General features: G+C 69.6%; 8 protein-coding genes and 2 pseudogenes. 5 read left to right on the top strand and 5 right to left on the bottom strand.

The genetic code is table 11. The features are described 5' to 3' along the window. Window positions 1–26: 26 nt before the first annotated feature. The 4 genes and pseudogenes from ACZ52R_RS16390 to ACZ52R_RS16375 all read right to left on the bottom strand — a co-directional run bounded on the left by ACZ52R_RS16390 (window position 27) and on the right by ACZ52R_RS16375 (window position 5815). Entirely contained in the window at window positions 27–1451 is a 1425-nt protein-coding gene (locus ACZ52R_RS16390; RefSeq protein WP_465753639.1) for a non-reducing end alpha-L-arabinofuranosidase family hydrolase, read from the bottom strand. A 103-nt stretch (window positions 1452–1554) separates the two neighbouring features. Beyond that, a pseudogene (locus ACZ52R_RS16385) lies at window positions 1555–3024 on the bottom strand (glycoside hydrolase family 10 protein); the annotation flags it as partial. 259 nt (window positions 3025–3283) lie between these two features. Beyond that, the gene (locus ACZ52R_RS16380; RefSeq protein WP_465753638.1) at window positions 3284–4315 is read right to left on the bottom strand and encodes a glycoside hydrolase family 11 protein; all 1032 of its coding nucleotides are present in this window, start codon (window positions 4313–4315) and stop codon (window positions 3284–3286) included. A gap of 474 nt (window positions 4316–4789) precedes the next feature. After that, window positions 4790–5815, bottom strand: a complete 1026-nt coding sequence (locus ACZ52R_RS16375; RefSeq protein ID WP_360504470.1) for a LacI family DNA-binding transcriptional regulator — start codon at window positions 5813–5815, stop codon at window positions 4790–4792. A gap of 153 nt (window positions 5816–5968) precedes the next feature. Here ACZ52R_RS16375 and ACZ52R_RS16370 point away from each other — a divergent pair, with 153 nt between their 5' ends. The 3 genes from ACZ52R_RS16370 to ACZ52R_RS16360 are packed head-to-tail and all read left to right on the top strand — an operon-like array spanning window position 5969 to window position 9032. Continuing rightward, window positions 5969–7264, top strand: a complete 1296-nt coding sequence (locus tag ACZ52R_RS16370) for an ABC transporter substrate-binding protein (RefSeq protein ID WP_465625970.1) — start codon at window positions 5969–5971, stop codon at window positions 7262–7264. A gap of 11 nt (window positions 7265–7275) precedes the next feature. Next, window positions 7276–8214, top strand: coding sequence for a carbohydrate ABC transporter permease (locus tag ACZ52R_RS16365; RefSeq protein ID WP_360504466.1), 939 nt, complete (start codon window positions 7276–7278; stop codon window positions 8212–8214). After that, a complete protein-coding gene (locus ACZ52R_RS16360) occupies window positions 8214–9032 on the top strand; it encodes a carbohydrate ABC transporter permease (protein WP_465625973.1) in 819 nt (272 codons plus the stop codon). The genes ACZ52R_RS16365 and ACZ52R_RS16360 overlap by 1 nt, the downstream gene beginning before the upstream one ends. Before the next feature lie 45 nt (window positions 9033–9077). Here ACZ52R_RS16360 and ACZ52R_RS16355 read toward each other — a convergent pair. Next, a pseudogene (locus ACZ52R_RS16355) lies at window positions 9078–10298 on the bottom strand (RNA-guided endonuclease InsQ/TnpB family protein). A gap of 158 nt (window positions 10299–10456) precedes the next feature. On the opposite strand from ACZ52R_RS16355, the gene ACZ52R_RS16350 reads away from it, so the two are divergent. After that, window positions 10457–12817, top strand: coding sequence for a beta-xylosidase/alpha-l-arabinosidase (locus ACZ52R_RS16350; protein ID WP_465663551.1), 2361 nt, complete (start codon window positions 10457–10459; stop codon window positions 12815–12817). A 68-nt stretch (window positions 12818–12885) separates the two neighbouring features. Further along, the gene (locus ACZ52R_RS16345; protein WP_465663552.1) at window positions 12886–14253 is read left to right on the top strand and encodes an extracellular catalytic domain type 1 short-chain-length polyhydroxyalkanoate depolymerase; all 1368 of its coding nucleotides are present in this window, start codon (window positions 12886–12888) and stop codon (window positions 14251–14253) included. Window positions 14254–14328 lie beyond the last annotated feature (75 nt).

Here is a 14328-nt window from a genome sequence, read left to right as displayed (position 1 = left end):
TGGTGTGGCCGTGACTTGGCGGCGGGTCAGCGCCGCAGGGTGAGGAGACCCGGGCGCCACGGCAGTTGGTCGTAGGGGCCGGTCGCGGTGGGGGACTTGCCCTGGTAGAGGAGCTGCAGGTTGCAGGGGTCGATGGTCATGGTCTGGTCGGGGTTGTTGCGGACCAGGTCACCGTGGCTGATGTCGTTGGTCCAGGTGGCGCCGCTGTTGGCCTTGCCGGCGAAGGGGTTGCTCTCGCTGGCGGCCTGCGGGGTCCACGCGCCGCTGAGGCTGGAGGCCGTGAACGAGCGGAAGTAGCGCTGCTCGTTCGCACCCCGGGCCTCGACGATCATGAGGTACTGGTTCTGGCCCTGGACCTTGTAGACCTGCGGCGCCTCGAACAGGTTCTTCACCGTATCGCTCATGACCGTCGTGTAGGAGGAGCCGAAGTTGCCCGGGAAGTTCCCGATCGGCATGCTCGCCCGGTAGATGCTGCCGTTGTCACCGGCGAAGAACAGGTACATGTTCTGGTCGTCGGCGATCAGGGTCTGGTCGATCGGGGCGGCGCCCGGGATGCCGCCGGTGAACAGCGGCTGCGGCGCGGACCAGCCGTTGGGGTTGGTGGGGTCGCTCGACGTGCGGTAGATGAACGGCCACGCACCCCACTGGTACGCCAGCACCCAGATGTTCTTGGGCGCGAAGTAGAACAGCGTGGGCGCCACCGCGGCCTGGCCCATCCCGCTCTGGCCGGCCGACGCCATGTCCGACCAGTTCGAGAAGGGACTGAACATCATCGAGCCGTACGACGACCCGTTCACGTTCGACGCGTAGACCAGGTGCTTGCCGTTGTAGACCACGTCGGTGAAGTCCTTCACCGAGGCCCACCCGTTCGCCGGCTGCGCCAACGCACCGGTCGACGACCAGCGGTACGTCGACGGCAGACTGCAGTTGCCCCCCGGCGGGGTCGACGTCCCGGACAGGCCGGTCCACTTCTGGTTGCTGCCGCCGGTGCAGTTCCAGAGCTGCACCGCCGTGCCGTTGGCCGTGCCGGCGCCCGCGACGTCCAGGCACAGCCCGGATTCGACGCCGACGATCGTGCCGTCGGAGTTCACCCGCCACTGCTGGTTCGCGGCGCCGCTGCAGGTCCAGATCTGCACCCGGGTACCGGCCGTGGTGGCGTGGCCCGGCACGTCCAGGCACTTGTTGCCGTACACGGTCAGCTGGTTGCCGGACGTCGACGTCCACAGCTGGTTGGTGCCGCCCGAGCAGTCGTAGATCTGCAGGGACGCGCCGTCGCGCTGGTCGGCGTTCGACACGTCGAGACACCGGCCGGAACCCGCACCGCGCAAGGCGCCGCTGGTGTCCGCCTGAGCGGGGGTTGCGACGAGCATCGCCGCCAGCGCCGCCACGGCCGCGACCACGGCGGTGAGCACCGCGGACACCGGCCTGCGACTGGAACCTCGTTTGTGCATGGGATCTCCTTCGTGAACGGATGGAGCTGTCACCCGGCTTTGTTATCGCTCACATACGCGGGTGCGCGCCTGCCGTGAGCGCGCACCCCCGCGGCTCAGGTCACTTGAAGTTCCAGTGCTGGTTGGCGCCGCCGTTGGAGTCCCAGATCTGGACGGGAGTGCCGTTGGCGGTCTGACCACCGGGGATCTCCAGTGCGCGGCCGCTGGCGACGTTGGTCAGCGTGTAGGAGCCGTCGCTGTTCTGCCCGGCCCGCCAGTGCTGGTTGGCGCCGCCGTTGGAGTCCCAGACCTGCATCTTCGTCCCGTTGCCCGTCTGGTTGGCCGGCTCGTCCAGGGCGCGGCCGCTGGCGATGTTCGTGAGCGTGTAGGAGCCGTCGCTGTTCTGGGCGGCCCGCCACTGCTGGTTGGCGGCGCCGCCGGCCTCCCACACCTGGAGCGGGGTGCCGTTGCCGTTCTGTCCTGCGGGCTCGTCGAGAACGCGTCCGGCGGCCACGTCGGAGAGCGTGTAGACGGTGCCGGAGACGATGCCCCCGCTCGGCGTGCCGTTGGCGCTGCCGCCCAGGGTGGTGAGGACCGCGCCGTACGCAGGCTTCTTGTTGCCGTTGTTGTCGAACAGCAGGGGGTTCTCGCCGCTGCGCCAGGAGTCGCTGTCGCGGATGCCCCATGCCGTGATGCCGGTGCAGCGGGCGACGTTGAGGCAGGCCTGGACGGTGTTGGCGTACGCGGTGGTGGACGCCTGGGCGATGTCGAGCTCGGTGAGCTGGACGTCAACGCCCAGAGCGGCGAAGTCGGACAGTGTGGTCCGGAAGTTGGACGGCGGGCCGCCGGCGCCGAAGTGGCTCTGGAAGCCGACGCAGTCGATGGGCACGCCGCGGGACTTGAAGTCCTTGACCATGGTGTAGACGCCCTGGGTCTTGGCGTCGGTCCAGTTCTCGATGTTGTAGTCGTTGTAGCAGAGCTTGGCCGAGGGGTCGACGTTCCGGGCGGTGCGGAAGGCCTCCTCGATGAAGCCGTCGCCCAGCACGTTCTGGAACACCGAGCTGCGGTGCCGGCCGCTGCCGTCGTCGGCGAAGGCCTCGTTGACGACGTCCCAGGCGTAGATCTTGCCCTTGTAGTGGGACATCTCGGTGGTGATGTGGTTGTCCATCACGCCGCGCAGGGTGTTCGCGTCGCCGATGGAGCTGACCCAGGACGGGAGCTGCGAGTGCCAGACCAGGGTGTGGCCGCGCATCCGCTGGCCGTGCGCCGAGGCGTGGCCGACGATCGAGTCGGCGGGGGCGAAGTTGAAGTTGCCGCGGGAGGGTTCGATGGTGTCCCACTTCATCTCGTTCTCCGGGGTGATCATGTTGAATTCCCGGTCGAGAATGGTGGAGTACGTCGCGTCACCGAGCCGGCCGGCGGCCACGGCGGTGCCGAAGTAGCGGCCGCTGCCGGCAGCGGCCGCGCCCAGCGTGGTCGACCCGGCGGCATGAGCCGCGGGGCTCGCGGTGACGACGGTGGCCGCACCGACGAGCATGCACGCGGCCGCCGTCAGGGTCTTGCGGGGGAGGGGTTTCGTGTGGAGCCAGGGCATGACGGATCGTTCTCCTCGGGTGGGGGATGCCCGCGCACCGGTCGGGGGCGGGCGTCGTCCTGGTAGTCGTGCGCGTACTGCCGGGTGGAGCGGTTCCTGCCGGGGCAGCGGGGGCGTGTCCGCGCGGCGCCCGGCCGACTGTCCGGCACTGACTGTGAGCGTTAACAATCAAGGGCGGACACGGGCCCGGCCCCGCAGGTGCAGGTGAGATCTCCGGCAGGCGTGGTACGGCGTCAACGCCCGGGGCGGTGGCGGGTCGTCAGCTCGCGCTGCAGGAGACCGTCGGCCACGTGGTGCTGCCGTTCTTCATCACGGTCATGCCCCAGGTGTTGCCCGCGCCGTTGGGGGTGGCAACGAGGGTCTGGGCGTCGGGGTAGGACGCGTTGATGTTCCAGGTCGAGCTGATCTTCTCCGGGGAGGGCACCTTCACGGTGACCTTCCAGGGGGTCGATCCGGTGACCGAGACGTTCAGGTTGTACCGGTCGCTCCACGAGTCACCGGCGGAGAGTGTCGCGGTGCAGCTGCCGCCGGTTCCACCGCCGGTTCCACCGCCGGTTCCACCGCCGGTTCCACCGCCGGTTCCACCGCCGGTGCCGCCGCTGGAGGAGCCGAGCGTGATGTCGGAGCTGCCACTGCTCCGGTAGCCCTCGGTGGCCATGATCTCGTAGTTCATGGTGCCGAGGTTCATGCCGTACTTGGCCCACGCGTCGAAGTGGTTCCCGACGGTGATGGTTCCGCCGGTCCGTTTGGCCTGACGGACGCTCCAGTACTGGTTGAAGGTCTTGATGCCCTCGATGGAGGGGGCGTTGTAGCGCGTCGTCTCGTAGATGTCGTAGGTGCCGCCGTCCGTGGTGACGGTGCCCTTGTACGCGCCGGTGGGCTTGTAGGAGCCGTAGTTCTCGACGACGTAGTACTCGACGAGCGGGTTGGTGCTCCAGCCGTAGAGCGAGAGGTAGGCGTTGCCGCTGGTGCTCCACGTGCCCGAGTAGGTCACCGGGTTGCGTGACCCGGTGCTCCAGCCCTTGCCGGCGACGAAGTTGCCGGCGCCGCTCCAGGAGGTGCTGTAGTGACCGCCGCCGTTCAGGGACATCGAGGCCGCACCGGTGCCCTCGGTCCAGAACGAGTAGAAGTATCCGCCGTCGGTGCCGGTCTGGTTCGTGGTGACGGTCGCGGCCTCGGCGGTGCCGGGCGCGACCAGGACGGCGGCGAGGGCCAGGGGGAGGACGCGCGCCTTGCCGGCCGGCCGCCGGGGGTGATCGACCTTGCGGCTCTTGCGGTGGGGAAAGTTCACGGGGGTGATCCGTCCTGCCGATGGGTGGGAGTGCAGCACTGCGCCGCCGACGGCCGCGAGGGTGGGGTCGCCCGGACGGCGTCGCGCAGTGGTTGCACGGAACCGGCTTGTCGTCAACAAGTCCGCGCTTGTGGGTGGTTGGCGACGCGGGGGGCCGGGATCCGGGGCCGCTCGGACTTGTCGACGGCGCCAGTGTTGGCCTGAGCCCGACAAGTTGTCAACGCTTTCGACCGAAACAGCGATACCTTCGCCCGCTCTCAGGTCCGCCCCTGCCGGTGAACGTGCTGGCCAGGCGCTCGGCGGTCGACCGCCGGGCCGAGGGGCTCGGTCAGGAGCCTCCCGATTTCCCTGCGGTTCCCCCACGTTCCCCACGGGTGGATCGCAATCAACGCGGAAGAACTGCGAAAGTTTCGCGATCCGGATGTCGGTGCCCCGTCGGGGTTGCTCGCGGCGCGGGGGCCAGTGCCGCTCCGGTCAGGGCCGGCTGGGCGCCACGGCGCTGGAGCGCACCACCAGGGTGGTCGACAGTTCGAGGCGGGTGGGGGACGCCGGGGCCTCCCCGGTGCGGAGGGCGAGGATCAGACGGGTCGCCTGTTCGGCCATCTCACGCAGGGGTTGGCGGACGGTGGTCAGTGCGGGGCTGGTCCATTGCGCGATGTCCAGGTCGTCGTAGCCGACCACGGACAGGTCCTCGGGGATGCGCAGGCCGCGGACCCGGGCGGCCTCCATGACCCCGAGCGCCTGGAGGTCGCTGCCGGCGAAGATCGCGGTGGGCCGGTCGGGGAGCTCCAACAGCCGTTCGGCCTGGGCGAATCCGCCCTCGGTGTGGAAGTCGCCGAAGGCGGTCAGCGCGGGGTCGACCGCCAGGCCGGCCATGGACATCGCGGAGCGGTAGCCGTCCAGTCGGGCCAGGGAGCAGAGGGTGTCCTCGGGGCCGGTGACGATGGCGATGCGCCGGTGGCCGAGCTCGATCAGGTGCCGGGTGGCGGCGAGGCCGCCGGCCCAGTTGGCCGAGCCCACCGAGGGCACGTCCGGATCGGGGTTGCCGGCCGGGTCGACGATCACGAACGGGATGGAGCGTGCGCGCAGTTGGCGCTTGAACTCGGGCGGCAGGCTGGAGAAGACCAGCACGACACCGAGGGGGCGCCGGCGCAGCACCGCCTCGATCCACTCCGGCCCGGGGGCGCGGCGTGAACCGCTGTGGGTGACCACGACCGCCGCTCCGTGCTCGCTCGCCACGGCCTCGACGCCACGCAGGAGTTCCATCGCCCAGAGGCTGTCGAGCTCGTGGAAGACGATCTCGACGAGGGGTGCTTCCCCGCCGCCGCGCGCGGCGCGCCGGTAGTCGTGGCCGCTCAGGACCTGCTCGACGCGGACGCGGGTGGCCGCCGCCACGTCGGTACGGCCGTTGAGGACCTTCGAAACCGTCGAAACGGAGACCTCGGCCTCGCGCGCGATGTCCGCGAGGGTCACCCGTCCCAGTTCATCGCCCTTTTCCATGGAGGCAGCATAAGGCACGGGCGGCGCAGGGCAGTTGGCGCATCACGCTTCAGTAACCCCCGATCCGGGGGGTTGACCCGAAACCTGTCCGCAACCTAGCGTCCCGGCCAGCGGTAATTTCGAGAAACAGGTCGAAACTTTAGGGGACTTGTGATGAAGAGGCGCACTTTAGCGGCTGCACTCGGCCTGGCCGCGGTCATGGCGGGGACGACCGCCTGCGGCAGTGGCGGTTCCTCCTCCGCCGGCGGGGGCTCCGGCACGATCCACGTCCTGGTCTACGGGGACGCCAGCAACAAGGTCGAGAAGCAACTGGTCGACACCTTCAACAAGACGTCGAAGGTCAAGGCCGTCCTGGACACCATCCCCGGCGCGGACTACCAGGCCAAGCTCAACACCGTCATCAACACCCCCCAGGCGCCGGACGTCTTCTTCAACTGGGGCGGCGGCAGCATCCAGCCCTATGTGAAGTCCGACCTGCTGCTCCCGTTGGACGACATGATCGCCGCGGACCCGGCGCTGAAGAGCAACTTCCTGCCGTCGGTGTTCAACACCGCGGTGATCGACGGCAAGTCCTACGGCATCCCGATGCGCGGCACCCAGCCGGTGCTGCTGTTCACCAACAAGAAGGTGCTGGCCGACGCCGGCCTGAGCGCCCCGAAGACCTGGGACGACCTGCTGGGCGTCGTCCGGGCGCTCAAGGCCAAGGGCATCACCCCGATCGCCCTCGGCGGCGGCGACCAGTGGCCGACCCTGATGTGGTACGAGTACGTGTTCGACCGTGTCGCGGGCCCCGAGCTGTTCCGGAAGGCGCTGTCCGGAGACCGGAGCGCCTGGGAGAGCGAGGACGCCAAGAAGGCCCTGGGCATGCTCAAGCAACTGGTCGACGCCGGGGCGTTCGGCTCGAACTTCGACTCGGTCAAGTTCACCGACGGCGGCTCCCCGGCCCTGCTGGCCAAGGGCAAGGCGGGCCTGGAGCTGATGGGCTCCTGGGAGTACGCCACCCAGCGGGACGCCAACCCCGACTTCGCCAAGAGCGGTCTCGGGTACGGCAACTTCCCCGCCATCGCCGGCGGCAAGGGCGACCCGGCCGACGTGGTCGGCAACACCAACAACTTCTACTCGGTGCTGAAGAAGAGCAGGCATCCCGAGGCAGCCGCCGCCTTCCTGAAGCTCATGTACTCCGAGGAGTTCGTGAAGGCACAGCTGGCGATCGGCAACCTGCCGACCACCACCAACACCGAGCAGTTCCTCGCCACCGCGGACAACCCCGACTACTCGAAGTACCAGTACGACCTGGTCAAGGCCGCCCCGTCGTTCCAGCTGTCCTGGGACCAGGCGTACCCGCCGGCCGCCAACGCGCCGATCCACACCGCCGTCCAGCAGTTCTTCAACGGCAAGCTCGACGTGGACGGCTTCATCAAGGCCATGCAGGCCCTGCCCGCCTCCTGAGACGGATCGCCATGAGTGCTCCCTCCTTGGTGTCCGGGTACGGTCGCCGCCTGCGGGCGCGGCCTCGCCGGACCGGCGTCGGGGTGACCCGCCCGGGCCTTGCCTGGGCGCTGCCCGCGACCGTGTTCTTCCTGATGTTCGCGCTTCTGCCGCTGGTCCTGGTGGCGGTGCTCTCCTTCACCAGCTGGAACGGCGTCGACGCCCCCCGGTTCAACGGCTTCGCCAACTGGACCAAGCTGCTGCACGACCCGGTGATGACGCAGAGCGTCGGTCTGACCCTGGTGCTGACCGTGGCCGGCGTGGTCGTACAGACCCCGGTGAGCATCCTGCTGGGCGTGTGGGCGGCCGGTCGCCAACGCAACCGTGCCGTGCTGTCCGCGATCTTCTTCGTCCCGCTGCTGCTGTCCGCGACCGCGATCTCGGTGGTCTGGCGCGCCATCCTCGACCCCAACTTCGGTGTGCCGTCGCAGCTGCAATGGCTCTTCGGCGACGGCAATCTGATGGGCAGTCAGAAAAGTGCCATCGCGGTGCTGACCTTCGTCGGCATGTGGCAGTGGACGCCCATGCACGCCCTGATCTACCAGGGCGGCGCCCGGGCGATCCCGCAGGTGCTCTACCAGGCCGCGTCCATCGACGGCGCGGGCAAGGTGCGGCAGTTCTTCCACATCACCCTGCCGCAGCTGCGCAACACCGTGATCACGTCGATGATCCTGATGCTGGTCGGCGGCCTCACCACCTTCGACACCGTCCTCATCCTCACCCAGGGCGGCCCCGGCACCGACACCACCAACAGCGCCTACTACATGTACCAACAGGCTTTCAAGAGCTTCGACTTCGGCGCGGGCTCGGCCATCGCCCTGGTCCTCGTGGTGGTCGCCGCCCTGATCTCGCTGGCCGTCGTGCGCCTGTCCGGCTACGACAGGATGCGCAGCACGACGGAGGGACTTTGATGCGACGGCGTCCCAACCACCTCGCCGGGCTCGGCTCGCTGCTCTGGCTGGCGCTGGTCGGCTTCCCGCTGTACGTCCTGCTGATCGCGACCTTCCGGACCCGCTCCGACTACTCCTCGCAGGGGCCGCTCACCTTCCCCGCGCAGCTGACCCTGCAGAACTACATCGACGACTTCTCCAACGGCTTCGGCCGGGACTTCCTCAACACGCTCCTCGTCACCGTGAGCGTGGTCGCGATCGTGCTGCTCGTGGTGCCCCCGCTCGCCTACGCGATCGTCCGGGCCCGGGGCAGGACCATCGGCACGGTCTTCCGGATCTTCCTGCTGGGGCTGGCGATTCCGGCGCAGGCCGTGATCGTGCCGATGTTCTACGTCATCAGCAAGGCCGGCCTCTACGACAACCTGCTCGGAATCATCCTGCCCACCGCGGCGTTCTGCCTGCCGGTGTGCACGCTGGTCCTCACCGGCGCGATGCGGGACATCACCGGCGAGCTCTACGAGGCCATGGCCATGGACGGTGCCACCCCCTGGCGGGTGTTCTGGCAGCTGGTGCTGCCGCTGTCCAGGGGCGGTCTCTCCTCCGTCGTGGTCTTCGCCGCGCTGCAGGCGTGGAACGGCTTCCTGTTCCCGCTGATCCTCACCCAGTCGGAGAGCACCAAGGTCATCACACTCGGCCTGTACGACTTCCAGACCGAGCACGGCGTCGACGTGCCCGGTCTGCTCAGCGCCGTCGTGCTGTCGACGCTCCCCGTCCTCATCGTCTACCTGTTCGCCCGACGCGCCTTGGTCCAAGGCCTCATGGGCGTCGGAGGAAAGTGACCGGCAACTTGACTTCCTCTCCCTCGTGGACGAGGGGGATTCCCCTCAGCCTCGCGGTTGAGCCGCTGCGCGTGTGCGCTGCGGTGGGACTACTTCCTGCTTCGCCGACGACTGCCCGCCCGGAGTGCTCCGTTGAGGTCTTACACCGTCTCCACAGGCTGCAACCGCCAGTCCGGCGGCCAGGATATTGCGTGCCGCGTTCACGTCCCGGTCATGGGTCGTCCCGCAGTCACACGCCCACTCACGGACGTTCAGCGCCATCCTGCCCCGCAGGGTGCCGCACTGCGAGCACAGCTTGGAAGAGGGGAACCAGCGGTCGACGACCACGAGTTCCCGCCCGTACCAGCCGGCTTTGTATTCCAGCATGGACCGCATCGCGGACCACGACGCGTTGGCTATCGCACGGGACAGCTTCCGATTCTGGATCATGTTGCGGACAGACAGGTCCTCGATCACGAGCGTTTGGTTTTCGCGCACGAGTCGAGTGGTGAGCTGATGCAGGAAGTCCCTGCGGCGATCCGCGATACGGGCGTGGACGCGGGCGACCTTCAGCCGGGCCTCGGCCCGGTTGGCGGAGTCCTTGGCCTTGCGGGACAGGTCCCGCTGGGCCTTGGTCAGGCGCTCGCGGTCACGGCGCTCATGGCGGGGGTTGGTGATCCTCTCCCCGGTGGACAGGGTGACCAGCGCGGTGATCCCGGCGTCGATCCCGACGGCAGCCGTGGTGACGGGCATGGGCTCGGGGTGGTCATCGCACAACATCGAGACGAACCATCGCCCGGCGCCGTCCCGGCGGACGGTCACGGTGGACGGCTGCGCACCAGCGGGAAGCGGACGGGACCACACGATATCGAGCGGTTCCGTCATCTTCGCGAGCCTCAGTCGGCCGTCCCGGAAGCGGAACGCCGACGAGGTGTACTCGGTGGATGCACGGGACTTGTGCTTGGACTTGAACCGGGGATACCGGGCACGCTTCTGCCAGAAGTTCGAGAAGCCGCTCTGCAAATGCCGAAGCGCCTGCTGCAGCGGAACCGACGACACCTCGTTGAGATGAGCCAGTTCCTCGGTCTTCTTCCACGCCGTCAGCATGGCGCTGGTGGCGTTCTAGTTCACCCGCTCCTGGCGCAGCGTCCACGCCTCCGTACGGGCGTGCAACGCCATGTTGTAGACCTTCCGGACACACCCGAACGTGCGCGACAGCTCAGCTGCCTGCACATCGGAAGGGTAGAAGCGGAACTTGAACGCCCGCTTCACCGAAGTGGTCTCCACGGATCACACGCTAACACCATTCCTGATACATACCTGACGCTTGATCATCTACCGAAACACCGCACCAGCTTGACGGCGCTTCGGCTTTCCCTGACCCGCTACGCGGGCAATCCGTTTCCTCCCCCGGCTGAAGCCGGGGGTATCCACGGAGGTATCCGATGAACCTGGCCGTCCCGTCCACCGCTCCGACCGCCCGCTGGCGCGACCGCGCGCTCAGCCCCGAGGAACGCGCGGACGCCGTGCTCGCCGAGATGACGCTGCCGGAGAAGCTGGCCCAGCTCGTCGGCGTCTGGGTCGGCGCCTCCGACGAGGGCGGAGACGTCGCCCCGCACCAGCACGACATGGAGGATCCGCCCGCCCTCGACGACCTGCTCCCGTCCGGGCTGGGCCAGTTGACCCGGCCCTTCGGCACGGTGCCGGTCGACCCGGCGCTGGGCGCGCTCTCACTGGCCCGCAGCCAGCAGCGCATCGCCGCCGCGAACCGGTTCGGCATCCCGGCCCTCGCGCACGAGGAGTGCCTGGCCGGCTTCGCCGCCTGGGGTGCCACCGCCTACCCGGTGCCGCTCTCCTGGGGTGCCACCTTCGACCCGGACCTGATCCGGCGGATGGCCGCGGCCATCGGCCGCGACATGCGCGCGGTCGGCGTCCACCAGGGCCTCTCCCCAGTCCTCGACGTCGTCCGGGACGCCCGCTGGGGCCGGGTCGAGGAGACCATCGGCGAAGACCCCTACCTGGTCGGCACGGTGGCCACCGCCTACGTGCAGGGCCTGGAGTCGGCGGGGATCGTCGCCACGCTCAAGCACTTCGCGGGGTACTCGGCCTCGCGCGCCGGACGCAACCTCGCCCCCGTGGGCATGGGCGCGCGGGAGCGTGCCGACGTGATCCTGCCGCCCTTCGAGATGGCGGTGCGCGAGGGCCGGCCCCGTTCGGTCATGCACGCCTACACCGACACCGACGGCGTCCCCTCGGCCGCCGACGAGGCGCTGCTGACCGGGCTGCTGCGCGACAGCTGGGGCTTCGAGGGGACCGTGGTCGCCGACTACTTCGGCATCGCCTTCCTCAAGGTGCTGCACGGCGTCGCCGGAGACTGGGCCGAGGCCGCCGCACTCGCCCTGGCCAGTGGCGTGGACGTGGAACTGCCCACCGTCAAGACCTACGGGGAGCCGCTGCTGCGCGCCGTCGAGGACGGGACCGTGCCCGAGTCGCTGGTCGACCGGGCGCTGCGCCGGGTGCTGGTGCAGAAGGCCCAACTCGGCCTGCTGGACCAGGACTGGGAGGCCGTCCCGGCGGCGATCGCCGGTCGGCCGCTCGACGACCCGCACGCGCTGCGCGGCTCGGTCGACCTGGACCCCCCGGAGAACCGCGCCCTCGCCCGGGAGATCGCCGAGCAGGCCGTGGTGCTGCTGCGCAACGACGGCACCCTGCCGCTGCGCGGCCCCCGCCGGATCGCGCTGATCGGCCCCAACGCCGACACCCCGACCTCGGTGCTGGGCTGCTACGCCTTCCCCGTGCACGTCGGCAGCCAGCACCCCGGGATCCCGGTCGGCATCGAACTGCCCACCCTGGGCCAGGCGTTGGCAGCCGAGTTCCCCGACAGCGAGATCCGGACGGTGGCCGGGGCGAGCGTCGACGGGCTCGACACGTCCGGCTTCGCCGAGGCCGTCGAGGCGGCCCGGCAGGCCGATGTCGTGATCGTCGCCCTCGGGGACCGGGCCGGCCTGTTCGGGCGCGGCACCAGTGGCGAGGGCTGCGACGCCGAGTCCCTGGAACTGCCCGGCGTGCAGCAGCAGTTGCTCGACGCACTGCTGGACACCGGCAGGCCGGTCGTGCCGGTGCTGCTCGCCGGCCGCCCCTACGCGCTGGGACGCGCGGCGACCGAGGCGGCGGCCCTGGTGCAGACCTTCTTCCCCGGCGAGGCCGGGACCGGGGCGATCGCCGCCGTGCTCAGCGGCCGGACCAACCCCTCGGGCCGACTGCCGGTCAGCATCCCGGCCCGGCCGGCCGTGCAGCCCTCCACCTACCTCGCCGCCCGCCTGGCCGGACCCAGCGAGGTGTCCAGCACCGACCCGACCCCCGCGTTCGGATTCGGGCACGGCATCGGCTACACCACGTTCGCCTGGACCGACCTGGAGGTGGAGCAGGCCGCCGCCACGACCGACGGCGAGTTCGGCCTCGCCTTCACCCTGCGCAACACCGGTGAGCGGAGCGGCAGCGAGACCGTCCAGCTCTACCTGCACGACCCCGTCGCCTCCGTCGTCCAGCCGGTCCTGCGGCTGATCGGCTACCGGCGGATCACCCTCGACGCGGGGGCACGGACCCGGATCCGGGTCCGCGTCCCCGCCGACCTCGCGTCCTTCACCGGACGCGACGGCCGACGCATCGTCGAGCCGGGCGAGCTGGAACTGCGGGTCTCCGCCTCCAGCACCGACGTCCGGCTCACCGCCACCGTCCGACTGGACGGCCCGGTCCGCGCGCTGGACCACACCCGGCGCCTGCACGCGGACTTCCGGTGCACCTGATCCGTCACCGGGCCGGCCGCCGACGGAACCTTCCCCACACCCCCTGGCAATCCCGACGGAGAGGTCCCATGTTCCGATCCCGCTCGTTACCGTCCCGTCTCCTGGGCATCGTCGCCGCGATCGGCCTCGCGGTCGGCCTGAGCCTGCAGGCCGCGCCCCAGGCCGCTGCCACCCCGCAGGCCGCCGCCTCGCTGACGCAGATCACGAACTTCGGCACCAACCCGACAGGTCTGCTGATGCACCTGTACGTGCCGAGCAGCGTCAGGGCCAACCCACCGATCCTGTTGGCCCTGCACGGGTGCCAGGGGACGGGGCCCTACCTGTACTCCAGCACCGACTTCGGGTCGCTGGCCGACCGGTACGGGTTCCTCGTCATCTACCCCTCGACGAACCCGAGCGGAAGCTGCTGGGACGTCTCCTCGGACCAGGCGCTGACCCGCAACGGCGGCAGTGACCCGGTCGGGCTCATGTCGATGATCACCTACACGGAGCAGCACTACGGCGGCAACGCCAACGCCGTGTACGTGACCGGCGAGTCGTCGGGCGGGATGATGACGAACGTGATGCTCGCCGACTACCCCGATGTGTTCAAGGCGGGCGCGGCGTTCATGGGAGTGCCCTACCACTGCTTCCACACGGGCACCGTACGCGGCTGGAACGCGGACTGCGCCCAGGGCAAGGTGTCCATGAGCCCGCAACAGTGGGGCGGACTGGCCCGCACCACGGGGGATCCCGGCTACACCGGTCCGCGTCCGCGCGTGCAGCTGTGGCACGGAACCGCCGACACGATCCTGAGCCACAACAACCTCGGTGAAGAGATCAAGCAGTGGACCGACGTCCTCGGCGTGAGCCAGACCCCGTCGGCCACGGACACCCCCGCGGCGAACTGGAACCGTACGCGGTACGACAACAGCGCCGGCACCACCCAGGTCGAGGCGTACAGCATCGTCGGGGCCGGGCACCAACTGCCCGTCCAGGGAACCGCGATGGCCGCCAACGCCATCCACTTCATGGGCCTGGACGCGGGGTCCTCCGGCGGCGCCACGACCGGCGCGCTGCACGCGGTGGCCGCGGGCAAGTGCCTGACCGACGCGAACAACGCGACGCCGGGCACCCAGCAGCAGATCCACACCTGCAACGGCAGCGAGAACCAGACCTGGACCCGTACGGCATCGAAGCAGCTGACCGTGACCGTCGGCGGCAGCACGCTGTGCCTGGACGCCAACGCCAGGGGCACCACCGACGCCACCAAGGTGGTCGTCTGGTCCTGCAACGGCCAGGCCAACCAGCAGTGGCAGCTGAACTCGAACGGCACGATCACCGGAGTGCAGTCGGGGCTCTGCCTGGACGTGGCCGGCCTGGCCACCGCCGACGGCTCGCCCGTCCAGCTGTGGAGCTGCAGCGGCGGCAGGAACCAGCAGTGGACGTTCGGATGATCGGAGGTCGCCGCGGTCGCGCCGGTCGCGGTGACCCGGTCCGGCCGTAGCCGCGCGGTCTGCCCGCCCCGCCGT

The sequence above is a fragment of the Kitasatospora sp. NPDC034023 genome (assembly GCF_055575795.1).
The sequence above is the reverse complement of the archived record's forward strand: the minus strand, read 5'-3'. Positions and strand labels throughout refer to the sequence as shown.